The sequence below is a fragment of the Serratia sp. Tan611 genome (assembly GCF_905188235.1).
GTDB classification, from domain to species: domain Bacteria; phylum Pseudomonadota; class Gammaproteobacteria; order Enterobacterales; family Enterobacteriaceae; genus Serratia_B; species Serratia_B rhizosphaerae.
Map to the genome: position 1 here is coordinate 4,099,231 of NZ_LR994655.1, position 25,069 is coordinate 4,124,299.

20 protein-coding genes are annotated in these 25,069 nt (G+C 58.6%); 13 read left to right on the forward strand and 7 right to left on the reverse strand.

The window, feature by feature from the left end:
* Positions 1–246 precede the first annotated feature (246 nt).
* From aceF to pdhR, 3 genes are all read right to left on the reverse strand, one after another.
* A complete protein-coding gene (gene aceF / locus TAN611_RS19340) occupies positions 247–2,133 on the reverse strand; it encodes a pyruvate dehydrogenase complex dihydrolipoyllysine-residue acetyltransferase (RefSeq protein ID WP_111736498.1) in 1,887 nt (628 codons plus the stop codon).
* Between the two features lie 13 nt (positions 2,134–2,146).
* The gene (gene aceE, locus TAN611_RS19345; RefSeq protein ID WP_105232487.1) at positions 2,147–4,810 is read right to left on the reverse strand and encodes a pyruvate dehydrogenase (acetyl-transferring), homodimeric type; all 2,664 of its coding nucleotides are present in this window, start codon (positions 4,808–4,810) and stop codon (positions 2,147–2,149) included.
* 172 nt (positions 4,811–4,982) lie between these two features.
* Positions 4,983–5,747, reverse strand: a complete 765-nt coding sequence (pdhR, locus tag TAN611_RS19350) for a pyruvate dehydrogenase complex transcriptional repressor PdhR (protein ID WP_015673774.1) — start codon at positions 5,745–5,747, stop codon at positions 4,983–4,985.
* 666 nt (positions 5,748–6,413) lie between these two features.
* Between pdhR and TAN611_RS19355 the strand changes: the two genes are divergently transcribed.
* On the forward strand, positions 6,414–7,790 hold the full coding sequence (locus TAN611_RS19355) for an amino acid permease (protein WP_105232488.1): 1,377 nt from the start codon (positions 6,414–6,416) through the stop codon (positions 7,788–7,790).
* A gap of 62 nt (positions 7,791–7,852) precedes the next feature.
* On the opposite strand, the gene TAN611_RS19360 is transcribed toward TAN611_RS19355, so the two are convergent.
* The gene (locus TAN611_RS19360) at positions 7,853–8,470 is read right to left on the reverse strand and encodes a TetR/AcrR family transcriptional regulator (RefSeq protein ID WP_105232489.1); all 618 of its coding nucleotides are present in this window, start codon (positions 8,468–8,470) and stop codon (positions 7,853–7,855) included.
* Positions 8,471–8,641: 171 nt separating this feature from the next.
* Between TAN611_RS19360 and TAN611_RS19365 the strand changes: the two genes are divergently transcribed.
* The 6 genes from TAN611_RS19365 (at position 8,642) to TAN611_RS19390 (ending at position 15,861) form a co-directional block, all read left to right on the forward strand.
* Positions 8,642–9,862 (forward strand): MFS transporter, encoded by a 1,221-nt coding sequence (locus tag TAN611_RS19365; protein ID WP_111736497.1) that lies wholly within the window; start codon positions 8,642–8,644, stop codon positions 9,860–9,862.
* 225 nt (positions 9,863–10,087) lie between these two features.
* Entirely contained in the window at positions 10,088–11,488 is a 1,401-nt protein-coding gene (locus tag TAN611_RS19370) for a glycoside-pentoside-hexuronide (GPH):cation symporter (RefSeq protein WP_105232491.1), read from the forward strand.
* A gap of 11 nt (positions 11,489–11,499) precedes the next feature.
* Positions 11,500–12,450, forward strand: a complete 951-nt coding sequence (locus tag TAN611_RS19375) for a family 43 glycosylhydrolase (RefSeq protein ID WP_203066891.1) — start codon at positions 11,500–11,502, stop codon at positions 12,448–12,450.
* A 161-nt stretch (positions 12,451–12,611) separates the two neighbouring features.
* Complete coding sequence (locus TAN611_RS19380; RefSeq protein ID WP_105232493.1) at positions 12,612–13,181, forward strand: NTP transferase domain-containing protein; 570 nt, start codon at positions 12,612–12,614, stop codon at positions 13,179–13,181.
* 4 nt (positions 13,182–13,185) lie between these two features.
* Positions 13,186–14,160, forward strand: a complete 975-nt coding sequence (locus TAN611_RS19385; RefSeq protein WP_111736494.1) for an XdhC family protein — start codon at positions 13,186–13,188, stop codon at positions 14,158–14,160.
* Positions 14,161–14,463: 303 nt separating this feature from the next.
* Positions 14,464–15,861, forward strand: coding sequence for a sugar porter family MFS transporter (locus TAN611_RS19390; protein ID WP_105232495.1), 1,398 nt, complete (start codon positions 14,464–14,466; stop codon positions 15,859–15,861).
* A gap of 92 nt (positions 15,862–15,953) precedes the next feature.
* Here the strand turns inward: TAN611_RS19390 and fumA are convergent, their stop codons facing one another.
* Positions 15,954–17,600 carry a class I fumarate hydratase FumA gene (gene fumA, locus TAN611_RS19395; protein WP_015673783.1) on the reverse strand — a complete coding sequence of 549 codons (1,647 nt, stop codon included), beginning with the start codon at positions 17,598–17,600 and terminating at the stop codon, positions 15,954–15,956.
* 372 nt (positions 17,601–17,972) lie between these two features.
* On the opposite strand from fumA, the gene TAN611_RS19400 reads away from it, so the two are divergent.
* The 6 genes from TAN611_RS19400 to ruvX all read left to right on the forward strand — a co-directional run bounded on the left by TAN611_RS19400 (position 17,973) and on the right by ruvX (position 22,288).
* Complete coding sequence (locus tag TAN611_RS19400) at positions 17,973–18,500, forward strand: SprT family zinc-dependent metalloprotease (protein ID WP_105232496.1); 528 nt, start codon at positions 17,973–17,975, stop codon at positions 18,498–18,500.
* A gap of 176 nt (positions 18,501–18,676) precedes the next feature.
* The gene (gene endA, locus TAN611_RS19405) at positions 18,677–19,372 is read left to right on the forward strand and encodes a deoxyribonuclease I (RefSeq protein ID WP_197950880.1); all 696 of its coding nucleotides are present in this window, start codon (positions 18,677–18,679) and stop codon (positions 19,370–19,372) included.
* A 121-nt stretch (positions 19,373–19,493) separates the two neighbouring features.
* Positions 19,494–20,225 (forward strand): 16S rRNA (uracil(1498)-N(3))-methyltransferase, encoded by a 732-nt coding sequence (gene rsmE / locus TAN611_RS19410; RefSeq protein ID WP_111736492.1) that lies wholly within the window; start codon positions 19,494–19,496, stop codon positions 20,223–20,225.
* Between the two features lie 13 nt (positions 20,226–20,238).
* Positions 20,239–21,189 (forward strand): glutathione synthase, encoded by a 951-nt coding sequence (gshB, locus tag TAN611_RS19415; protein WP_111736491.1) that lies wholly within the window; start codon positions 20,239–20,241, stop codon positions 21,187–21,189.
* Positions 21,190–21,299: 110 nt separating this feature from the next.
* Positions 21,300–21,863, forward strand: a complete 564-nt coding sequence (locus TAN611_RS19420) for a YqgE/AlgH family protein (protein ID WP_105232500.1) — start codon at positions 21,300–21,302, stop codon at positions 21,861–21,863.
* Positions 21,863–22,288, forward strand: a complete 426-nt coding sequence (gene ruvX / locus TAN611_RS19425) for a Holliday junction resolvase RuvX (RefSeq protein WP_105232501.1) — start codon at positions 21,863–21,865, stop codon at positions 22,286–22,288. Before TAN611_RS19420 ends, ruvX begins: the two co-directional genes overlap by 1 nt.
* Here the strand turns inward: ruvX and TAN611_RS19430 are convergent.
* Both TAN611_RS19430 and TAN611_RS19435 read right to left on the reverse strand, forming a co-directional pair.
* The gene (locus TAN611_RS19430) at positions 22,248–24,413 is read right to left on the reverse strand and encodes a fimbria/pilus outer membrane usher protein (RefSeq protein ID WP_203066892.1); all 2,166 of its coding nucleotides are present in this window, start codon (positions 24,411–24,413) and stop codon (positions 22,248–22,250) included. The two genes, ruvX and TAN611_RS19430, sit on opposite strands and share 41 nt — an antisense overlap.
* Positions 24,414–24,537: 124 nt before the next feature.
* Positions 24,538–24,978, reverse strand: coding sequence for a DUF1090 domain-containing protein (locus TAN611_RS19435; protein WP_105232503.1), 441 nt, complete (start codon positions 24,976–24,978; stop codon positions 24,538–24,540).
* Between the last annotated feature and the right edge of the window lie 91 nt (positions 24,979–25,069).

Below are 25,069 nucleotides of genomic sequence, written 5' to 3' on the forward strand. Positions count from 1 at the left end.
GCTCTTGGGAATTCAAGAAGTTGCCGCCTAGCTGCCATGTGAAATCTATAGGGTATATTTTTAATCGAATTCATAACGCCCTTCATCCACCGGGACGCTTACACCGCGAGCAGTTTACAGAATTGTTAATAATCTGCAAAGCATGTTCGAAGTGACCCGTGTCTCAACAATCTTGTCGAATCATGCAAAAACCGACAAAACTGCTACCGAAGCGATAAGGGCGCAGCATGCTGCGCCCTTTTTTCCTTACATCACCAGACGGCGAATGTCAGACAGCATATTGTTGATGATGGTGATAAAGCGTGCGCCATCGGCACCGTCAATCACACGGTGGTCGAAGGAGAGCGACATCGGCATCATCAGACGCGGCGTGAACTCTTTACCGTTCCAGACCGGCTCCATCGCCGACTTGGAGACGCCCAGGATAGCCACTTCCGGCGCGTTGACGATCGGCGCGAAGTGGGTTGTCCCGATACCGCCCAGGCTGGAGATGGTGAAGCAACCGCCCTGCATTTCGCCGGCGGTCAGTTTACCGTCGCGCGCTTTCTTGGAGATCGCCATCAGTTCGCGGGACAGCTCAGTGATGCCTTTTTTGTTAACATCCTTGAACACCGGAACCACCAGGCCGTTCGGCGTATCGACCGCCACGCCGATGTTGATGTACTTCTTCAGCGTCAGCTTCTGGCCGTCTTCAGACAGTGAACTGTTGAAGCGAGGCATCTGCTCCAGCGCTGCGGCAACCGCTTTCATGATGAACACCACCGGGGTGAACTTCACGTCCAGCTTACGCTTGGCGGCTTCTTCGTTCTGCTGCTTGCGGAACGCTTCCAGCTCGGTGATATCGGTTTTATCGAAGTGCGTAACGTGCGGGATCATCACCCAGTTACGGCTCAGGTTGGCGCCAGAAATCTTCTGGATGCGGCCCATTTCCACTTCTTCGATCTCGCCGAACTTGCTGAAGTCCACTTTCGGCCATGGCAGCATGCCCGGCAGACCACCGCCGGCTGCGGCAGCCGGTGCGGACTCGGCGCGTTTCACCGCGTCCTTCACGTAGGCCTGAACGTCTTCACGCAGGATACGGCCTTTACGACCTGTACCTTTAACCTTCGCCAGATTAACGCCGAATTCGCGCGCCAGACGGCGGATAACCGGCGTCGCATGCACGTAGGCATCGTTTTCGGTGAATTCGTTTTTACCTTCCGCTTTCGCGGCCGGCGCGGCGGCTTTGCTTTCCTGCTGAGCCGGAGCCGGCGCAGGTGCAGCGGCGCTGGCTGCCGGGGCGGCGGCAGGGGCTGCGCCTTCTACCTCGAACACCATAATCAGCGAGCCGGTTTTCACTTTATCGCCGGTGCTGACTTTGATCTCTTTGACGGTGCCGGCGAACGGCGCAGGCACTTCCATCGAAGCCTTGTCGCCTTCCACGGTGATCAGCGACTGTTCGGCGGCGATTTTATCGCCCACTTTCACCATCACTTCGGTCACTTCCACTTCGTCGCCGCCGATATCCGGCACGGCCACGTCTTTCGCTGCGGAAGCCGCCGGCGCAGCGGCCGCCGGTGCCGCCGCCTGAGCAGGCGCTGCGGCCGGCGCGGCGCCTGCTACTTCGAACACCATAATCAGCGAGCCGGTTTTTACTTTATCGCCGGTGTTGATTTTGATCTCTTTCACGGTGCCGGCGAACGGCGCAGGCACTTCCATGGAAGCCTTATCGCCCTCCACGGTGATCAGCGACTGTTCTTCCGTCACGGTGTCGCCCACTTTCACCATGATCTCGGTGACTTCCACTTCGTCGTCGCCGATATCCGGAACCTGAACGTCTTTTGCCGCCGCAGCAGCAGGCGCCGCTGCCGGAGCCGCCGCTTCCTGCTTCGCTTCCTGAGCAGGCGCTGCAGCCGCTGCGCCCTCTGCTTCGAAGATCATGATCAGTTTGCCGGTTTCGGTTTTATCGCCGACCGCAACCTTGATTTCTTTCACCACGCCGGCCTGCGGCGATGGCACTTCCATCGACGCCTTGTCGCCTTCTACGGTGATCAGCGACTGCTCTGCGTCGACCTTATCGCCGACCTTCACCAGAATCTCGGTGATTTCGACTTCATCTGCACCGATGTCCGGTACTTTGATTTCAATAGACATTATTCTTTACCTCTTAGGCCAGACGCGGGTTTACTTTATCGGCATCGATATCGAATTTGGCGATCGCCTCGGCAACCACTTTCTTATCGATTTCGCCGCGTTTAGCCAGCTCGCCCAGAGCAGCAACCACCACGTAAGATGCATCCACTTCGAAGTGGTGACGCAGGTTCTCACGGCTGTCGGAACGACCGAAGCCATCGGTGCCCAGTACGCGATAATCGCTGGCCGGGATAAAGTTGCGGATCTGCTCGGCGAACAGTTTCATGTAGTCGGTAGACGCTACCGCCGGCGCATCGCTCAGCACCTGAGCAACGTAAGGTACGCGTGGCTCTTCGGTCGGGTGCAGCATGTTCCAGCGTTCGCAGTCCTGGCCGTCGCGCGCCAGTTCGGTGAACGAGGTCACGCTGAACACGTCGGAACCAACGCCGTAGTCGTTCGCCAGGATCTGTGCCGCTTCGCGCACGTGACGCAGGATCGCGCCGGAGCCCATCAGCTGTACCTTGCCTTTGCTGCCTTCCAGCGTTTCCAGCTTGTAGATACCCTTGCGGATGCCTTCCTCGGCGCCCTGCGGCATCGCCGGCATATGGTAGTTTTCGTTCAGCGTGGTCAGGTAGTAGTAAACGTTCTCCTGCGCTTCGCCGTACATACGCACCAGACCGTCATGCATGATGACCGCCACTTCATAGGCATATGCCGGATCGTAGGAAATACAGTTCGGGATGGTCAGCGACTGAATGTGGCTGTGGCCGTCTTCGTGCTGCAGACCTTCGCCGTTCAGCGTGGTACGGCCGGAGGTGCCGCCGACCAGGAAGCCGCGCGCCTGTTGGTCGCCCGCTGCCCAGCACAGATCGCCAATACGCTGGAAGCCGAACATCGAGTAGTAGATGTAGAACGGAATCATCGGCAGGTCGTTGGTGCTGTAAGAGGTCGCAGCCGCCAGCCAGGACGCGCCGGCGCCCAGTTCGTTGATCCCTTCCTGCAGAATCTGACCTTTCTCGTCTTCTTTGTAGTAAGCCACCTGCTCACGGTCCTGCGGGGTGTACTGCTGGCCGTTCGGGCTGTAGATACCGATCTGACGGAACAGACCTTCCATACCGAAGGTACGTGCTTCATCGGCGATGATCGGCACCAGACGATCTTTGATCGACTTGTTCTTCAGCATCACGTTCAGGGCGCGCACAAAGGCGATGGTGGTGGAGATCTCTTTGTTCTGCTCTTCCAGCAGCGGGCCGAAGTCTTCCAGAGAAGGCAGTTCCAGCTTCTCGCTGAAGTGAGGCTGACGGCTCGGCAGGTAGCCTTCCAGCTTCTCGCGGCGCTCGTGCAGGTATTTGTACTCTTCGGAATCTTTCTCGAAGGTGACGTACGGCAGTTTTTCGATGTCAGCATCGGCAACCGGCACGTTGAAACGATCGCGGAAGTGGTGCACCCCTTCCATGTTCATTTTCTTCACCTGGTGAGCAATGTTCTTGCCTTCCGCGGTGTCGCCCATGCCGTAACCTTTGATGGTGTGGGCCAGGATAACGGTAGGCTTGCCTTTGGTTTCCTGCGCTTTTTTCAGCGCGGCAAAGACTTTCTTCGGATCGTGACCGCCACGGTTCAGCGCCCAGATCTGCTCGTCGCTCCAGTCGGCAACCAGCGCGGCGGTTTCCGGATAACGGCCGAAGAAGTGCTCGCGCACGTAGGCGCCGTCTTTGGATTTGAAGGTCTGGTAGTCGCCGTCCAGAGTTTCGTTCATCAGCTGAACCAGTTTACCGCTGGTGTCTTTACGCAGCAGCTCGTCCCAGCGGCCGCCCCAGATCACTTTCAGCACCTGCCAGCCTGCGCCGGAGAAGATACCGTCCAGTTCGTTGATGATTTTGCCGTTGCCGGTTACCGGGCCGTCCAGACGCTGCAGGTTGCAGTTGATGACGAACACCAGGTTGTCCAGTTTTTCACGGGTGGCGATGGTGATGGCGCCTTTGGATTCCGGCTCATCCATTTCACCGTCGCCCAGGAAGGCGTATACGGTCTGTGCGGAGGTGTCTTTCAGGCCGCGGTGTTCCAGATATTTCAGGAATTTAGCCTGGTAGATGGCGCTCAGCGGGCCAAGGCCCATGGACACGGTCGGGAACTGCCAGAATTCCGGCATCAGTTTTGGATGCGGATAAGAGGACAGGCCGTTGCCGTGAACTTCCTGACGGAAGTTGTTCATTTGCTCTTCGGTCAGGCGGCCTTCAAGGAAGGCGCGTGCGTAAACGCCCGGAGAGATGTGGCCCTGGAAGTACACCAGATCGCCGCCATCTTTCGCGTTGCGTGCGCGGAAGAAATGGTTAAAGCAGACTTCATAGAAGGTCGCGGAAGACTGGAAGGAAGCCATGTGGCCGCCCAGTTCCAGATCTTTCTTGGAAGCACGCAGAACGGTCATCACGGCGTTCCAGCGGATCGCGCTGCGGATGCGGCGTTCCAGATCCAGGTTACCCGGATATTCAGGCTCGTCTTCCACCGCGATGGTGTTGATGTAGTCGTTAGCAGCGGAACCGGCCGCTACATTAACGCCGCCTTTGCGGGCTTCACCCAATACCTGATCAATCAGAAACTGAGCTCGCTCAACACCCTCTTCACGGATGACCGATTCGATCGCCTGCAGCCAGTCGCGGGTTTCGATCGGATCCACGTCATTGTTTAAACGTTCTGACATGGTGGTATTCCTTATCTGTCTAATGGTTTATTTGGAGCCTGTCTTCCTGCGCTCTGCAGCAAAGCGCACGAAGACAGGCTCATCAGTTTAGTTGCCGCTAAAGTACTTAATTAAGCACTGCGAGCTTTATCCCTGATATTGGGCTGGTGTTACCCCAAGACGGGAACCGCTCTTACTCCTTGCGTTGCTGGAGCCGCCGTAGCGATCTCTCACGACGGGTATGCTCCCGGCTGAGATCCAGCAAGATTTCCTCAATAAACGCCAAGTGGCGGTGAGAGGCTTCGCGGGCCTTTTCCGGCTCGCGCGCCACTATCGCCTCAAAAATCCCGGCGCGGTGGCTGCTCACTTTCGCCAACATCTCACGGCGCGAGTAGAGCAATTCAAAGTTCTGTCGGACGTTCTGTTCCAGCATCGGCCCCATGCAGCGTAGCAAATGCAGCAACACAACGTTGTGCGCCGCCTCGGTAACGGCAATTTGATACTGCATGACCGCGTCGGCTTCAGCGTCCAGATCGCCGCTGTCCTGCGCCTGCTGAATCACGATATGGCAATCGCGGATGCGCGCCAGATCTTCGTCGGTGCCGCGCAGGGCCGCGTAATAGGCGGCGATGCCTTCGAGCGCATGACGGGTTTCGAGCAGATCGAACTGTGATTCAGGGTGATCGGCCAGCAGTTCAGCCAGCGGATCGCTGAAGCTTTGCCAGAGGTTGGTTTGCACAAAAGTTCCCCCGCCCTGACGGCGCAACAGCAGCCCCTTTGCTTCCAGGCGCTGGATTGCCTCTCTCAGAGAAGGGCGGGAAACGTCAAACTGTTTCGCCAGTTCGCGCTCCGGAGGCAACTTCTCTCCTGGGCGCAGCGTACCCTCGAGTATCAGGTATTCGAGCTGCTGCTCGATAACGTCTGACAGCTTGGGCTGGCGGATTTTGCTATAGGCCATGGGTGATTTCTTCTCTGCGAATAGCGCGGAGTCAATTGGTAATACCAATTTCACAAACGTGACGGTAAAGTAACAAAGTATTCACCTCCTGTCCATATGGCCGCCTGCCGAAATCCGTGCGGCCCGCACGTTTTACTACCTGAAATACGCCCCCGCCGCTGCTGGCTACTCTTAAGTGGTAATACCATTTACAAAGCTTTACCCAGACGCCGTCGCCACCTTATGTGACACAGGTCACATTCCATCATTTAGGCTCGCCGTTCCCCCTCCAGAGTGAACCGTCAATGCCAGAGATTTATTGCATGTTTATGACGCTTTGGTGAATAGCTATGACCATAAAGGGTTAGTTACGGGAGGGAAACGGCAAGATGAGACATCGGTTGGAGGTAAGAACAATCTTTTTGCGAATTATGTGATTTATTGCTTATTTCATGCACGCAACAGCCGTTCTCATCACACAATCCGCATTTTGTTGCCTAAACTGCTGAAATCTTAATCACCACCAAAACAAAGGAGATGCAAACTTTTTCACATAACATTATTCTTCATGAAACGGTAGCGGCGCCGTTTAATTAATACCTACAACGCCGTAAACAAAAACATACACACATCGTAATCACACTTTTACAACGTGTGAGCATTTGCAACGACAGAGGGTAAACACTGATGGATGGTCAACAACAGGGCGACCAACTGAAACGCGGGCTGAAGAACCGCCATATTCAGCTTATCGCCTTAGGCGGCGCAATCGGCACCGGGCTATTTCTGGGCATCGCGCAAACAATAAAAATGGCCGGGCCGTCAGTTATCCTGGGCTACGCTATCGGCGGCTTTATCGCCTTTTTAATTATGCGCCAGCTGGGTGAAATGGTGGTTGAAGAGCCGGTCGCCGGCTCGTTCAGCCATTTTGCCTACAAATACTGGGGCAACTTTGCCGGCTTCGCCTCCGGCTGGAACTACTGGGTGCTGTATGTGCTGGTGGCGATGGCCGAACTGACGGCGGTCGGCATCTATGTACAGTACTGGTGGCCGGAGATCCCCACCTGGGTCTCCGCCGCGGTGTTCTTCCTGGCGATCAACGCCATCAACCTTGCCAACGTCAAGGTATATGGCGAACTGGAGTTCTGGTTCGCCATTATCAAGGTGGTGGCGATTATCGGCATGATCGTCTTTGGCGCCTACCTGCTGCTGAGCGGCATGGGCGGCCCGGAGGCCACGGTCAGCAACCTGTGGGCGCAGGGCGGCTTCTTCCCGAACGACGTCAGCGGGCTGGTGATGGCGATGGCGGTGATCATGTTCTCCTTCGGCGGCCTGGAGCTGGTCGGCATCACCGCCGCCGAGGCGGATAATCCGGCCAAAAGCATTCCCAAAGCCACCAATCAGGTGATCTACCGCATCCTGATCTTCTATATTGGCTCGCTGACGATTCTGCTCTCCCTCTACCCGTGGGGCAAAGTGGTAGAAGGCGGCAGCCCGTTCGTACTGATCTTCCACGCGCTGAACAGCAACCTGGTGGCAACGGTGCTGAATATCGTGGTGCTGACGGCGGCGCTGTCGGTGTATAACAGCTGCGTCTACTGCAACAGCCGCATGCTGTACGGCCTGGCGCAGCAGGGTAACGGACCGAAAAGCCTGCTGAAAGTGGACGGGCGCGGCGTGCCGATCGTCGCTATCGGCGTCTCGGCGCTGGCGACCGCATTCTGCGTGCTGATTAACTATCTGCTGCCGGGGCGCGCGTTTGAACTGCTGATGGCGCTGGTCGTGTCCGCGCTGGTGATCAACTGGGCGATGATCAGCCTGGCCCACCTGAAATTCCGCGCGGCAAAACGCCGTGAAGGCGTGGAGCCGAAGTTCAAGGCGTTCTGGTACCCGCTGAGCAATTACCTGTGCCTGCTGTTTATGGCCGGTATTCTGGTGATTATGTATCTGACGCCGGGCATTCGCATTTCCGTGCTGCTGATCCCGCTCTGGGTGGCGGTGCTGGCGATTGGCTACGCCATCAAGCAGCGCAGCCAGCGGGCGCTCGGCAGCGCCACGCGCTGATTTCATCTCTGCCGCAGGCCCGCCACGGCGGGCCTGTTTCATATCACGCCTTTTCCCGCCCGCTACGCCTGCTTACGCAGCGCGTCCCAGACTTTCATCACTTCGGCAATAGCTCCCTGAAAGGTCGCTACGTCAACACCATCCCGAGCTGACGTTGAGATGCCCAGCAAAAAACTGTTGAATACGGTCGCCAGCGCCCGGGCGTCGGTGCTCGCCGTCAGCTCGCCGGCGGCAATGGCACGTTCGACGCAGCGGATAAATCCGGCATACGTTCGCGCACGCGATTCCGCCAGCGGTTTGGCCACGTCGGCATGCGCGGGCGTCGGCGCACTCATGACGCCGAAAGCAACCATACACCCCTTCGGATGCCCCGGCTCACACTGCATGGTCGTCGACTGACGCAGCGCCAGTTCAACGGCCTCTCTCGGCGCCAGCGCGTCGTCCCAAAGACAATCCGTCACACGCGCATAGCTTTCCAGATAACACTGCACCGCCTCGTTGAACAGCGCCTCTTTCGACCCGAAAGCCGCATAGAAACTCGGGGCGGAAATACCACCTCCAATGCTCGCCTTTAGCTGGCTGAGCGAGGTTGATTCATAGCCCTGCTCCCAGAACAGGTGCATCGCTTGTTCGATGGCCTGCTGGCGGTCAAAGCTGCGGGGACGTCCCATTTGCGCCATCGCTGACTCCTTATCTTTTACGACATATATACTAATCGATATATAATTTATTGACAACGCAGCGACGATGATGATTACATTTATACCGATCGGTATATATATCGATATGCTTCAGACGCCGGCGGCACCAAGCGACGCCGGAACCTTCTCATCGTCGAAAGGATCTTTTGCGTGAATCACTCATCCACTCAGGCGACATCGGCCACCGCCGCCCGCCTGCCCGTCGCCGCCCTGCTGGCTTTGGCCATGACGGGATTTATCTGTATCGTGACCGAAACGCTGCCTGCAGGCCTGCTACCGCAAATCAGTCAGGGACTCGGCGTCAATCCGGCGCTGACCGGGCAAATGGTGACGGCATATGCGCTGGGCTCACTGCTGGCCGCCATCCCGCTGACGATTGCAACACGCAGTTGGCGGCGGCGTAACGTCCTGCTGCTGACTATCATCGGCTTCCTTCTCTTCAACTCAGCCACCGCGCTATCTACCCACTATGCCGTCACGCTGGTCGCCCGCTTCTTTGCCGGCGTCGCCGCAGGGCTGGCCTGGAGCCTGCTGGCCGGCTACGCCCGGCGGATGGTCGCGCCTTATCAGCAAGGACGCGCCCTTGCCATCGCCATGGTGGGAACCCCAATCGCTCTCTCTCTGGGGGTGCCTCTGGGGACCTTCATGGGATCGACAATCGGCTGGCGCAGCGCATTCTGGATCATGTCGGCCCTGACGCTGCTGCTGATCGTCTGGGTATACGCCAAAGTCCCCGATTACCCCGGCCAGTCCGCCCATCAACACATGCCGCTGCGCCGGGTCTTCACCACGCCCGGTGTACGCCCGGTATTGGCAGTGGTAATCACCTGGATGCTTGCGCACAACATTCTCTATACCTATATCGCTCCGTTTATCGCGCCGGCGGGAATGGCTGACCGAACCGATCTGGTGCTGTTCGCCTTCGGCGCAGCGGCGCTCGCCGGCATCTGGATCACCGGCCGGCTGGTGGAGCGCCACCTGCGCGCCACGGTACTGGCCAGTCTCGCCGCCTTCGCGCTCACCGCGTTCGCCTTCGGCGTCGGTGCGCAAGATCCCGCCGTGATTTATCTGGGGGTGATCGTATGGGGCATCACGTTCGGCGGTGCGGCAACCCTGTTGCAAACCGCGCTGGCCGATGCGGCGGGAGACGGCGCTGACGTGGCGCTCTCCATGAATGTGGTGGCCTGGAACTCGGCGATCGCCGGCGGCGGCGTGATCGGCGGCATGCTGCTTGATACCTGGGAGGCCAGCGTTTTCCCCTGGGCATTGCTGATCCTGCTGGCCGTTGCGTTCGCCATCGCCTGGTCGTCCCGTGAATACGCTTTCAAACCGGGACATCGTCTCGGCAGTTCCCATATCGTGAGCCACTGAATGCCCACGCCATCCTGAAAAAACACGGCTCACGCCGTGTTCTCTTCTATGGGCCACCGGCTTCTGCCGTCCCTTCTCCGGGTCAAGTTTGCTAACAAGCTCACACTTCTTCCGCCATGGCAGGTTTGTCCAGCTCTATAACCATCAGCTCCTGACCAGACAGCGTCGGACAAGACAATAATCATGATCATTGAGTCTGATCCTGTCAGCACGGAGAAAATGTCCATGAAGAGCAATGCCCTTTCGATAAAAGAAAAGATCGGTTACGGCATGGGGGACGCCGGGTGCAATATGATTGGCGGCGCCATCATGCTGTTCCTCAACTATTTTTACACCGACATCTTTGGCCTGACGCCGGCGCTGGTAGGCATTCTGCTGCTATCGGTGCGGGTGCTGGACGCGGTCACCGATCCGATTATGGGCGCCATCGCCGACCGCACCCAAAGCCGCTGGGGGCGCTTCCGCCCCTGGCTGCTGTGGATCTCCCTGCCCTATGTGCTGTTCAGCGTGCTGATGTTCACCACCCCCGAGTGGAGCTATAACAGCAAGGTGGTCTATGCCTTCGCCACCTATTTTCTGATGTCGCTGACCTATACCGCCATCAACATTCCTTACTGCTCGCTGGGCGGCGTCATCACCGCCGACCCGCACGAGCGGGTCTCCTGCCAGTCGTACCGCTTTATCATGGTCGGCATCGCCACCCTGCTGCTGTCGCTGACGCTGCTGCCGCTGGCCGACTGGTTCGGCGGCGACAACAAGGCGCGCGGTTATCAGATGGCAATGGGCGTGCTGGCTTTGGTGGCGCTGTTTATGTTTCTGTTCTGCTTCGCGACGGTCAAAGAGCGTATCCGCCCGGCGGTGCCGACCAACGACGCGCTGAAAGCCGACCTGCGAGACGTCTGGAAAAACGATCAGTGGGTGCGCATTCTGCTGCTGACCTTCTGCAACGTCTGCCCCGGCTTTATCCGCATGGCGGCCACCATGTACTACGTCACCTATGTGATGCAACAGTCATCGTCTTTCGCCAGCCTGTTCATCGCGCTCGGCGTGGTCGGGATGATGATCGGCAGCGCGCTGGCCAAACCGCTCACCGACCGCTTTTGCAAACTTCAGGTATTCTTCTGGACTAATATCGCGCTGGCGCTGTTCTCCTGCGCCTTCTATTTCCTCAACCCGCAGCTGACCTGGACCATCGTGGTGGCCTATTTCCTGCTGAATATCCTGCACCAAATCCCGTCGCCGCTGCACTGGTCTCTGATGGCCGACGTTGATGACTACGGCGAATGGAAAACCGGCAAACGCATCACCGGCATCAGCTTTTCCGGTAATCTGTTCTTCCTGAAGGTGGGGCTGGCGGTGGCCGGCGCGATGGTCGGCTTCCTGATGTCGCTGTCCGGCTACCAGGCGGACGCCGCCAGCCAGAGCGCCGGCGCGCTTAACTGCATCGTCCTGCTGTTTACCGTCATTCCCGGTATCGGCTACCTGATCACCGCCGGCGTGGTGCGGCTGCTGAAAGTGGACCGCGACCTGATGCGGCAAATCCAAAGCGATCTGGCCAAGCGCCGCGCCAACTACCAGGAATTGGCCGACTACCGTGAGCGCCAGCTTGAAACCCGGCACAGCTAAGAGAGAAAACGATGAAAATCTATCCCAACCCGCTGATTACGCAACGCGCCGATCCCTTTATCCTGCGCCACAGCGACGGCAACTACTACTTTATCGCGTCGGTGCCGGAGTACGACCGGTTGGAGCTGCGCCGCGCCACCAGCCTGACAGGTCTGGCGCAGGCCACGCCGCACGTCGTCTGGCGCAAACCGGCCAGCGGGCCGATGAGCGCCCTGATCTGGGCGCCGGAGCTGCATGTGATCGACGGCGTCTGGTATATCTACTTCGCCGCCGCCCACAGCCCGGAGATTAAGGACGGCCTGTTTCAGCACCGCATGTTCGCACTGGCTTGCAGCGACGCCGATCCGCTCACCGGCGAATGGCAGGAGAAAGGACGCATTCACAGCCATCTCGACAGCTTCTCCCTTGATGCCACCTACTTTAACCACCGCGGCAGGCATTACTATCTGTGGGCGCAAAAAGATCCGGCCATACGCGGTAACTCCAACCTGTATCTGGCGGAAATGACCAACCCGTGGACGCTGCAAGGGGAGCCGGTGATGCTCAGCAAGCCGGAACTGCCCTGGGAGACGCGGGGTTTTTGGGTGAACGAAGGGCCGGCGGTGATCCGCCACGGGCAGCGGATTTTCATCAGCTACTCCGCCAGCGCCACCGACGAGAATTACTGTCTCGGGCTGCTGTGGGCGGATATCGACGCCGACCTGACCGACCCGGCACAATGGCATAAGTCGCCGCAGCCGGTGTTTCGCACCAGTTACGACAACCGCCAGTACGGCCCCGGTCACAACAGCTTTACCCAGGATGAGGACAACAACGACGTGCTGGTGTACCACGCACGCAACTACACCGAAATTGACGGCGATCCGCTGTACGACCCTAACCGGCATACGCGCATCAAAACCCTGTCCTGGGATGAACAGGGCATGCCGCTGTTTGGCAAACCACCGGCGGATAATCAGTGATGCCGCCTTCCGCCGTTACGGCGCGGTGACTAAAATGACGCCGTGACAGGTTACAATATTCATAATGATTCCCTTCTTTTGTAGTCGGCGCCGTTTCATAAGCGGCTCCGGCTTACCCTAACGCTGTTGGCATATGCCTATAGCCAAAACAGGTGATCAATATGACGACAGGTATTGTGATTGCCGCCGCCGGACGCAGTGAACGCTTTATCCGGGCCGGCGGCAGCGGAAACAAACTGAATGCGCCCCTGGGCGAACGCACCCTGTTCGCCCAGACTCTGCAGCAGGCGCAGGCCAGCGGCCTGCCGCTGGTCGTGGTGACCCGGCCGGACAATCAGCCCGTACGCCGGCACTGCGCCGCACATCACGTCGAGACGGTATTGCTGGACAGCCGCGGGCTGGGGGAATCCATCGCCGCCGGCGTGGCGGCCCGTCCGCAGTGGGACGGCTGGCTAATCCATCTGGCGGATATGCCCTTTGTGCCTGCTGAAATATTCAGGCAAACCGCAGCGGCGCTACAAAAATATGCGATCGCCCGCCCCTGCGTTAACGGGCGCCCGGGGCATCCCGTCGGCTTTTCCGCTACGCTGCGCAACGCGCTGTGCGCCCTGCGCGGCGATGACGGTGGACGTTCCGTGCTGTTTGACCAGGAAGTGCACCTGATTTCAGTTGATAACCCGGGCATCGTACAGGATATTGATCTTCCCTCTCAGTTAGCGGACAGCGAGTAGCTCCATGCAACATCTCGATATCACCGTCGTCGGTCAGGCCATGTCCTGGCTGCAACAGCAGCCGGTCTGGCTGTGCACCGTGCTGGCCACCTACGGCTCTTCGCCGCGATCGCCCGGCGCGCTGATGGCGGCCGGCGCCGATGGCCGCTACTGCGGCTCGCTCTCCGGCGGCTGCGTGGAGGAGGATTTTCTGCAGCGCATCGCCGCCGGCGACTATCAGGCGGCCAGCCAGGTGGTGCGCTACGGCGAAGGCGGCCTGACGCCGAACGTGGCGCTGCCCTGCGGCGGCGTACTGGAGGTGCTGATTGAGTACCTGCCGGCCGGTGAACATAGCATTCACTACCTGGCGCAGATGGCTGCGGCGCTGGACGGCCATCACGCGTTGCTCAAACGCCTGACGCTGCCGCACGCCTGCACCGTGCTGGAAGAAACTCCCTTTGCCAGCGCAACGCAGGTTGAACGCCGCGGTGAAGAGATCGTCCTGCATATCGCCGCCGCGCCGCGCCTGCTGATCGCCGGCCTGTCCAGCGTGGCGCTGTACTGCGCCGACTTCGCCGCCGCGCTGGGTTTTGAAGTGTTGGTGTGTGAAAACCGTCCCGAGGCGCTGGAGAACTTCGCCGCCCAGTTAACGCCGTCGGTCACGCTGGTGCGGCAATTTCCGGCCAAATTTATTGAAGAAGGCGGCTGCCACGGCAATACCGCCGTGGTCGCACTGACCCACGACCCGCGTATGGACGATCTGACGCTGATGGAAGCTATTCATACCCCGGCGTTTTATATCGGCGCGATGGGTTCCCACCAGAACAGCGCCCGCCGTCGCCAGCGGCTGCAAAACATTGCCGAATTTAATCCGCAGCAGCTAAGCCGCATTCACGCGCCGATTGGCCTGCCGCTGGGCAGCAAAACCCCGGCGGAAATCGCTCTGGCGGTCATGGCTGATATTGTGAAACAAAAAAATATCCGTCCTTCCTCGGACTGAGCCCCTCTCTCATGGCATAATTTCTCCTGAACCGGGCGGGGAGCGCTTCCCCCTGGTTGATTTGGGAGCGCGTCTGCCCCCAAATTGAAAACGATTACAATAAAAGTACCGTAATATGACCGCCTATGGCTGGCTATAGTGGCTTTTATCTTTATTTACTAGGCGATTGGAATCCTCTCAAAAGCCCCCACTGATGTAAGCGATTACATTAATGTGATCCGGCGCACTTTTAACCATCATCATGATCAATAACATTATCCCCCAAAGCCACTCGGCGTTTTACATCCCCCTTTTGGAGGCGTTATGAGTACCGTAACAACCACAGGCAAAAGCCGGTCAAATGCCCAAATGACTTTCTTTGTCTGTTTCCTCGCCGCACTGGCGGGTCTGCTCTTCGGCCTGGATATCGGCGTTATCGCCGGTGCGCTGCCGTTTATTACCAATGAGTTCCAGATCACCGCGCACCAACAGGAGTGGGTGGTCAGTTCCATGATGTTCGGCGCGGCGGTCGGCGCGGTCGGCAGCGGCTGGCTCTCCTATCGGCTGGGGCGTAAATACAGCCTGATGATCGGCGCCGTGCTGTTTGTCATCGGATCGCTGTGTTCCGCCTTCGCCCCTAACGTCGAAGTGCTGGTGGTTTCCCGTGTTCTGCTGGGGCTGGCCGTCGGCATCGCCTCGTTCACCGCGCCGTTGTACCTGTCGGAAATCGCGCCGGAGCGCATCCGCGGCAGTATGATTTCCATGTACCAGCTGATGATCACCATCGGTATTCTGGCGGCCTATCTGTCGGATACTGCGTTCAGCTACAGCGGCGCCTGGCGCTGGATGCTGGGCGTCATCACCATCCCGGCGCTGCTACTGCTGATCGGCGTGTTCTTCCTGCCGCGCAGCCCGCGCTGGCTGGCGTCACGCGGCCGGCATGAAGAGGCGCGCCAAGTGCTGGACATGCTGCGCGACACCACCGAACAGGCCAAGGCGGAAATGGATGAAATCCGCGAAAGCCTGAAGATCAAACAGGGCGGCTGGTCGCTGTTTAAAGACAACAAGAATTTCCGCCGCGCGGTATATCTCGGCATTCTGCTGCAAGTTATGCAGCAGTTCACCGGCATGAACGTCATCATGTATTACGCGCCGAAAATCTTCGATCTGGCCGGCTTCGCCAGCACCGCGCAGCAAATGTGGGGCACGGTGATCGTCGGTCTGGTCAACGTGCTGGCGACCTTTATCGCCATCGGGCTGGTTGACCGCTGGGGCCGCAAGCCGACGCTGAAACTGGGCTTCCTGGTGATGGCGGTCGGTATGGGCGTACTCGGCACCATGATGAACATCGGCATCGCCAGCACCGCCGCACAGTACTTCGCCGTCCTGATGCTGCTGATGTTTATCGTCGGCTTCGCCATGAGCGCCGGCCCGCTGATTTGGGTGCTTTGCTCGGAAATTCAGCCGCTGAAAGGCCGCGATTTCGGCATCACCTGCTCCACGGCGGTGAACTGGATCGCCAATATGATTGTCGGCGCCACCTTCCTGACCATGCTGAACAGCCTGGGCAGTGCACACACCTTCTGGGTATACGCCGCACTGAACCTGCTGTTTATCGTACTGACCATCGTGCTGATTCCGGAAACCAAAAACATTTCTCTGGAACAGATCGAGCGTAATTTGATGTCCGGCAAAGCGCTGCGCGATATCGGCTCACGCTAAAACAGATAAGGGCGCGACATCCGCCGCGCCCTTATGGGAAACCTTATCCGGGGATGGGCGCGCAGCCCGTCCCCGTTTTTATTTCAGCCGAGTTATTTCACGCAGCGGGTGCACTGAGAGCTCTGGATCTTCTGGAAGAAGTCATTGCCCTTGTCATCCACCAGGATAAACGCCGGGAAATCTTCCACTTCAATTTTCCAGATGGCTTCCATCCCCAGTTCCGGGTACTCCACACACTCCAGACTCTTGATGCTCTGCTGCGCCAGCACCGCCGCCGGGCCGCCGATGCTGCCAAGATAGAAGCCGCCGTGTTTGTTACAGGCGTCGGTCACCTGCTGGCTACGGTTGCCTTTCGCCAGCATAATCATGCTGCCGCCGTGGGACTGCAGCAGATCCACGTAGGAGTCCATTCGCCCGGCGGTGGTCGGCCCCAGAGAACCGGAAGCATAGCCGTCCGGCGTTTTGGCCGGGCCAGCATAGTAAATCGGGTGGTCTTTCACATACTGCGGCAGCCCTTCACCGCGCTCCAGACGCTCTTTCAGCTTGGCGTGCGCGATATCACGGCCGACGATGATGGTGCCGCTCAGCGACAGGCGCGTGGACACCGGATATTGCGACAGCTGCTTGAGGATCTCGGCCATCGGACGATTCAGATCCACCTTCACCGCTTCCCCTTCGCCCGCCTGACGCAGTTCCTGTGGAATATAGCGGCCCGGATTATGCTCCAGTTTCTCCAGCCAGATGCCGTCGCGGTTGATTTTCGCCTTGATATTGCGGTCTGCGGAGCAGGATACGCCCATGCCGACCGGGCACGACGCACCGTGACGCGGCAGGCGGATCACGCGGATATCGTGCGCGAAATATTTACCGCCGAACTGCGCGCCCAGCCCCAGATTCTGCGCTTCTTTCAGCAATTCTTCTTCCAGCGCCACATCGCGGAACGCCTGACCGTGCTCATTGCCTTCGGTCGGCAGGCCGTCGTAATACTTGGTGGAAGCCAGCTTGACCGTTTTCAGCGTCGCTTCGGCGGAGGTGCCGCCAATCACAAAGGCCACGTGGTACGGCGGGCAGGCCGCGGTGCCCAGGGTGCGCATCTTGTCCACCAGGTAATCTTTCAGTTTACCCGGCGACAGCAGCGCCTTGGTTTCCTGGTACAGATAGGTTTTGTTCGCGGAACCGCCGCCCTTGGCGATACACAGGAATTTGTATTCGTCGCCGTCGACGCTGTAGAGGTCGATCTGCGCCGGCAGGTTGCTGCCTGTATTCACCTCTTTATACATATCCAGCGCGGCGTTCTGCGAGTAGCGCAGGTTGTCTTCGATATAGGTGTTGTACACCCCGCGCGACAGCGCTGCTTCATCGCCGCCGCCGGTCCAGACGCGCTGGCCTTTTTTACCGACGATGATCGCGGTGCCGGTATCCTGGCAGGTCGGCAAAATACCCTTGGCGGCGATTTCTGAGTTACGCAGAAATTGCAGCGCAACGTACTTATCGTTTTCACTGGCTTCCGGGTCGGCAAGGATATCGGCGACCTGCTGCTGGTGCGCCGGGCGCAACATAAATGAGGCGTCGTGGAAGGCGTGCTGGGCAAGGAGGGTCAGGGCTTCCGGTGCAACTTTCAGGACTTCCTGCCCTTCAAATTCTGCGACGGAAACGTGGTCGCGGCTTAGCAGATAGTATTCGGTATCGTCTTTCTTCAGTGGAAACGGATCTTGATAATGGAACGGTTTATTCGACATTTATCTCTCACTTGCAACAATTAGCTGCGTTAAATTCACACTTTCAGCGCATGACTCGGGTCGCTGCGTCAAAAAAACTCACCACACCTTACTTATTTTTAGGTAGCCGGTTATTGCGCTAAATCGCAAAACGCCCCTGAATCGCGGGTGCAACGCCGTTTGAGCTTTTTCGACCACGTCCTGTGAGAACTGCGGGTACAGACTTATCTGGCACGTTTTATTATCCCGCAGTTAACACCTTGATTACAATCCGCACCGCCCGATCGGCTTATCATTGTGGTGAAAAAAGCACGTAAGCCTACATAAACCGATACGCTTTTTTCATCCTGAGGCATATTGCCAGCCCCGCGCGCCGCGTCTATGCTAGCGGCGATGAACAAAATCAGAATCCCTATCGCACTGCAACAAGCAGTGATGCGCTGCCTGCGGGAAAAACTGCAGCTGGCCCGGCAACATTTTGCCGAAGAATTTCCGGAACCCAAGGTCGTTTACCAGCAGCGCGGCACCAGCGCCGGCACCGCCTGGCTGCAAGACTGGGAGATCCGCCTTAACCCGGTGCTGCTGATGGAAAACAAGCAGTCGTTTATTGATGAAGTCGTGCCGCACGAACTGGCGCACCTGCTGGTATTCCGCCGTTTCGGTCAGGCGGCAGCGCCGCACGGCCGCGAATGGCGCTGGATGATGGAAGAAGTGCTGCAGACGCCGGCCAGCCGCACCCATCAATTCGGCATCGCCTCGGTGCAGAGCAAAACCTTCCCTTACCAATGCCGCTGCCAGCTGCATCAGCTGACGGTGCGTCGCCATAACCGCATCCAGCGCGGCGAAAGCGAGTACCGCTGCCGCCGTTGCGGCGAAAAACTGGTCTTCTCCGCCGGCGAAACGCGCGAACTGCGCGATTGAGACTTTTCGCCATTCCTCACCTCGCTTCCGGCCGCCGCTTTCCGCCAGCGGCCGGCACGGCTCGCTATGCATAACGCCGGCAAGTCTGCCGGATAAACAAATAATTAGCCTGATTTGCCACTGCCTGCGACTTCCGCTACCCTGCGTGCTTTTCTGATTTTGAGCTGTTTTGGAATATGCTTCGCAAAATTTTGTTCGCAATGGTTTTCATTTCTGGCGCGGTTAACGCGCATGGCATCAACAACTTCTCCCAGGCCAAAGCGGCAGCGGTCAAAATCAATCAGGACGCCCCCGGCAGCTTCTACTGCGGCTGCCAAATTCAGTGGCACGGCAAGAAAGGCATCCCCAACCTCCACGGCTGCGGCTTTCAGCCGCGTAAAAATGCCCAGCGCGCCGGCCGAATCGAATGGGAACACGTGGTGCCAGCCTGGCAGTTCGGCCACCAGCTGCAGTGCTGGCGCGACGGCGGGCGTAAAAACTGCAACAAGGATCCCGCATACCGCAAAATTGAAACCGACCTGCACAACCTGCAGCCGGCGATCGGCGAAGTAAACGGCGACCGTAGTAACTTTATGTACAGCCAGTGGCGCGGCGGTGAAGGCCAATACGGCCAGTGTCCGATGAAGGTCGACTTCAAACACAAACAGGCGGAACCGCCGGCCCGCGCCCGCGGCGCCATCGCCCGCACCTATTTCTATATGCGCGATCGCTACCAGCTGCGTCTGTCACGCCAGCAGACCCGGCTGTTTGAGGTGTGGAACCGTCAGTACCCGGTCAGCGACTGGGAATGTCGCCGCGAGGCACGCATCGCTAAGGTACAGGGAAACCATAACCCGTATATTCAGCAGGCTTGCCAGCAGCGCAAAAGCTAAATAGTCTGCATAGAGCAGCGGCAACGGCGCCGCTGCCGCTCGGCCGCCTTTGGGTATATACTCTTGGTCTTTCAGGACGCAGCGCTTCGGCTGCGAATTTCGTCAGGATTAGAACGTCATTATGCGCATACCTCGCATCTATCACCCGGAACCGCTGAGTTCCCATTCAGAAGTCGCCCTGAGCGAAGACGCGGCCAACCATGTCGGGCGCGTGTTGCGCATGAGCTCGGGCCAGGCGCTGCAGCTGTTTGACGGCAGCAACCAGGTGTTCGACGCTGAAATCACCCAGGCGGATAAAAAAAGCGTACGGGTGCGCACCGGCGACGGCCGGCTGGAAGATCGCGAATCGCCGCTGAACCTGCATCTCGGCCAGGTCATCTCACGCGGCGACAAAATGGAGTTCACCATCCAGAAGTCCATCGAGCTGGGAGCGAATACCATTACGCCGCTGTTTTCCGAACGCTGCGGCGTCTCGCTGTCCGGCGAACGCCTGGCAAAGAAACTCCAGCAGTGGCAAAAAATCGCCATCGCCGCCTGCGAACAGTGCGGCCGCAACCGTATTCCGCTAGTCCGCCCGGCCATGGCGCTGGAAGCCTGGTGTGCCGAGCAGGACGACAGCCTGAAACTGAATCTGCATCCGCGCGCCAGCCACAGTATCAATACGCTGCCGCTGCCGGTTAACCACGTCCGCCTGCTGATCGGGCCGGAAGGCGGCCTGTCCGCCGATGAAATAGCAATGACCTCCGGGCATGGATTTACCGATATCCTGCTGGGGCCACGCGTTCTGCGTACCGAAACTACCGCGCTCACCGCAATTACCGCCCTCCAGGTGCGTTTCGGCGATCTGGGTTAAAGGAGAAAGAACAATGATTAAGCTCGGCATAGTGATGGACCCCATCTCATCCATCAACATCAAGAAAGACACCAGCTTCGCCATGCTGCTGGAAGCACAGCGCCGCGGCTGGGAGCTGCACTATATGGAGATGGACGATCTCTATCTGCATGCCGGCGATGGCCGCGCCCGCACGCGCGTACTGAGCGTCAAGGAAGACAAAGAGTCTTGGTTCAGCTTCGGCGCCGAGCAGGATCTGGCGCTGCAGGAACTGGACGTGATCCTGATGCGTAAGGATCCGCCGTTTGATACCGAATATATTTACGCGACCTATATTCTGGAGCGTGCAGAGGTCAAAGGCACGCTGGTCGTCAACAAACCGCAGAGCCTGCGCGACTGCAACGAAAAACTGTTCACCGCCTGGTTCCCGGAGCTGACGCCGGATACGCTGGTCAGCCGCAGCGCCGCGCACATCCGCAAGTTCCACCAGCAGCACGGCGACATTATCCTCAAGCCGCTGGACGGCATGGGCGGCGCATCGATTTTCCGCGTTAAGCAGGAAGACCCGAACCTGTCGGTGATTATCGAAACGCTGACCGAACACGGCAGCCGTTTCTGCATGGCGCAAAACTTCCTGCCGGCAATTAAAGAAGGCGACAAACGCATTCTGGTGGTCGACGGCGAACCGGTGCCTTACTGCCTGGCGCGTATTCCGGCGCAGGGGGAAACCCGAGGTAATCTGGCCGCCGGCGGCCGCGGCGAAGCACGCCCGCTGAGCGAAAGCGACTGGCAGATCGCCCGTACCGTCGCGCCGACGCTGAAAGAAAAAGGCCTGGTGTTCGTCGGCCTGGACGTGATCGGCGACCGCCTGACCGAAATCAACGTCACCAGCCCAACCTGCGTGCGTGAAATCGAAGCAGCCTTCCCGATCTCCATCACCGGTATGTTGATGGATGCTATCGAAAAACGTCTGGCTACGCGTTAAGCTGACGGGCAGCGCGGCGTTATCGCCCGCGCTGCCGATTTCGCGTCGTTTGCGCCCTGATTGGTGCGACAGCGTCACTATCCACCCTACTCAATAATCGACAGACCGACATGAATTTACAGCACCACTTTCTTATCGCCATGCCAACCATGCAGGATCCCCGTTTCAAACGCTCGGTGATTTACATCTGCGAGCATAACGAAGAAGGCGCCATGGGGTTGGTGATCAACAAACCTGTGGAACAGTTTACGGTAGAAAGCGTGCTGGATAAGCTGAAGATTGCGCCGGCCGAACGCGACCCGGCCATCAGCCTGGATAAACCGGTGTATGCCGGCGGCCCGCTGGCGGACGACCGCGGTTTTATTCTGCATACGCCGCAGCCGGGCTTTGACGCCAGCATTCAGATTTCGCCGGAGACCATGATCACCACCTCACGAGACGTGCTGGAGACGCTGGGCACCCCGGAGCAGCCGCAGGAAGTGCTGGTCGCCCTCGGCTATGCCGGCTGGGAAAAAGGCCAGTTGGAGCAGGAGGTGCTGGAAAACGCCTGGCTGACCGCAGAAGCCGACAGCGAAATCCTGTTCCACACGCCGATCGCCAACCGCTGGCGTGAAGCGGCCAACCGTCTCGGCGTCGATATCCGCAGCATCGCCAACCATGCAGGACATGCCTGATGAGCAACCGCACCCTCATCGCCTTTGACTTCGGCACCAAAAGCATCGGCGCGGCCATCGGTCAGGAAATTACCGGCACCGCACGCGCGCTGGCGGCGTTTAAAGCACAGGACGGCACGCCGGACTGGCAGAAAATCGAAAAAATGCTGCAGGAGTGGCAGCCGGATCTGGTCATCGTCGGCCTGCCGCTCAATATGGACGGCACGGAACAGCCGCTGACCGCCCGGGCGCGCAAGTTCGCCAACCGCCTGCATGGCCGCTTCGGCGTTCAGGTGGAGCTGCATGACGAGCGGCTGAGCACCGTGGAAGCGCGTTCGCATCTGTTTGACCGCGGCGGTTTCCGCGCGCTGGATAAAGGCAGCGTGGATTCCGCCTCGGCGGTGGTTATTCTGGAGAGCTGGTTCGAGCAGCATCTGGGAGCGTAAGTTTCTGCGCCGGCACGAAGCGGCTGAACATGATCGCCCCCGCCGTCGGCACCACCTCGATTTCCGGCTGCGGTAATTCTTCGTCGTCGGGCAGCTCAAAGGTATCCAACGACAGCCGGTTAATCCGATAAGGGGTCAGCGTGCTGACCACCGCATAGCCGCGCCAGTCGGTAGTGACGCCGTACTGGTTGTCGACGCCGATGCCCGATGAGCCGGGCACCTGTACGATCGCCATGGTTTCCCCCAGCGTTTGCCCCAGCGTCACGCCGCCGGCATGGGCCATCAGGCTGCCGGCCAGCTCGACATTCTGCTGGCGATAGTTCCGACCGCGTGCATAGCCGAGACGCAGCGAACCGGCGTTGTACTGATAACTGGCGCTGGCATCCTGACTGCTGCCATAGCTCTGGCTCTGGCTGGTGCTGAGATCGTAACTCAGGCTGTAATCCGACAGCAGCGTACCGCTGACGCCGACCCGCCGGCTGCCGGCGCCGTTTTTCGCCAGCCGGTGATCGTAATTCAACTTCATACGCGGCAGCGCCAGTTTGCCCAGCGGTACTGAAAACGACAGCCCGAGCTGCCCCTGCTCTTTGCCGTAATTCCTGCGGCTGTATTCCGCATACAGATTGACGTCAACCGCGCCCCAGGTGGCGCTGTACCCCAACTCTACGCTGGTTTCACCTTTATCCTGGCCGCGCATTGCCTCACGCGCCAGCGTCAGATACAGGCTGTCCGACTCGGAGAAGTACTGATTGTAACGCGCCTCCAGACGGTACTTTTTCTCGGCGTCGAAATCGCCGATAAACATATCGTCATCCCAATCCCACCAGTAAAGCGTCTGCTGCTCTACCCCATCGCCAAACGTCCGGTAACGCTGCCGCGGATAATATTGCGCCAGCAGACTGACGGATGACTCCCAGGACGGGATTACCTTGGCGTAACGCAGGCGCCACATGCCGCCGCGATCGTCGGCAGAACGACGCGGCTGACGCGCCGCGGCATAGTTGTAATCCACCGACAGCGCCCCCCACTGGTTGAAGCTTTTCCCCACGCCCACGGCGGCGCTGCGATACAGCCCGGACAGCAATATGCCGCCATACAGCGTGGTTTTCGCCGGCAGGCCGTAACTGGCGGACAGCAGGCCAAACTGCGGCTGCTGCTGTTCTATGCCAAAATAGGGCTGGTATTTACCCAGCGTCAGGTCGTACTTGAGCCTGCCGCCGTGCACCAGATTCGGCATCGCGGAGTAAGGCAGTTTGCGCTCGGTTTCCGTTCCGTCGCTTTCACGCACGGTCACACTAATGTCGCCATCGGGATCCGGGGGATACACGTCCTTCAGAATAAACGCGCCGGGGGATACAAAAGTCTGGTAAATCACCTCGCCGTTTTGCCGCACTTTAACCTCGGCGTTGCTGCGCGCCATACCACGGATCCACGGCGAAAACTGCCGCAGGCTCTCCGGCAGCATCCGATCGTCCGACGCCAGCTGGATGCCACGGTACTTAACGTTATCAAACAGGGTCGACGGCGTGTTGTTATCACCGATGCTCAACAATGCGCGCCAGGCTTTCAGATCGCGATAGGCCAGCGCTTTTTCCGTATGCCAGCTTGGCTGGCCCCAGGCGTCTTTCTGATAGACCGGCTGGTAACGCAAACGCCATGCCCCCAGGTTCAGGCCGGTGTTCAATTCCGCAAACAGGCTATAGCGCCGTTCGGCGTCCCGATAACGCTCGGCGGCATAGTGGCCGTAGTTAAGCTGATAGTCGATAAAACCGGCGTTAACGCCGTCGTCCCAACGATGGCTGATATCGCCGCCGCCGACCATCCGCGGTGAAACGTCCACCGTCAGCAGTTGTGATACCGGTTCATAAAAGAACTGCACGCCGGGTTCGTCGGCCGACACGCAGCCATCGGCCGAGGTCGCCAGCCCTGCGGCGAGTTTTCCCCGTACGCCCCACTCGCTGAGCAAGGTAGGAGTCACGCACGGCATACCCGCCGCATCCAGCGTAACTGCAGCGCGGCCTTTATAGGTATCGTTAAAGATAAGGTAAATTTTGTTCACTTCCGCCTGCGCGCAAGTGGTGGCAAGCGCCAGAGGAAGCAGGGTAAAGCGCAGGGCGGGTTTCATTCGTTCCTTGAGTATCAACCACACGATTCCGGCGTTTTATCAACGCCAAAAAGAGGCGCATAGTAGCGCCTCGCTTCTCACTAGACTGTTCGCCGCTTTCCATGCGTGAACGTTGTCTATCGGATTATTTACGTGCTGCCGCCAGTTCAGCTTTCGCCTGACGCAGTTCAGCGGCCACTTCTTTAACTTCAGCCTGCTTTTCACGCAGCTTACGCTGATATTTAGCCACTTTCTTCGCGTCGCCTTTTGCCTGTGCTTTGCGCAGGTCGGCTTTGATATCACGGACGTCTTCTTTCTTGTCCAGCAGCTTACGCTCTAACTTTTCGACTTTCTTCTGCACGTCAACTACAGCGCTACCGGTAGAGCAACGCGCGTTGACTTCACTCAGCGCACGCTTCAGGCCGGCTACGCGGTTGTAGTTGCCGTATCTTTCCGCCTGCTGAATTTGATATTCAATAGCAGAACGCTTAGCGTCGCAGTTATAAGCGGCAGACGCCATGGAAGAGAAACCAACGCCCAGCGCCATTACTACCGGCAGGATTGCCATTTTAGTCATTTTTTTCATGATATTATCCTTAAATATTACATGGACTCGGAGAGCCCGATGCTCCCCTTCCTGTCCACAACAAGTCTAAAATTTTGCCGCTTACCTTAAA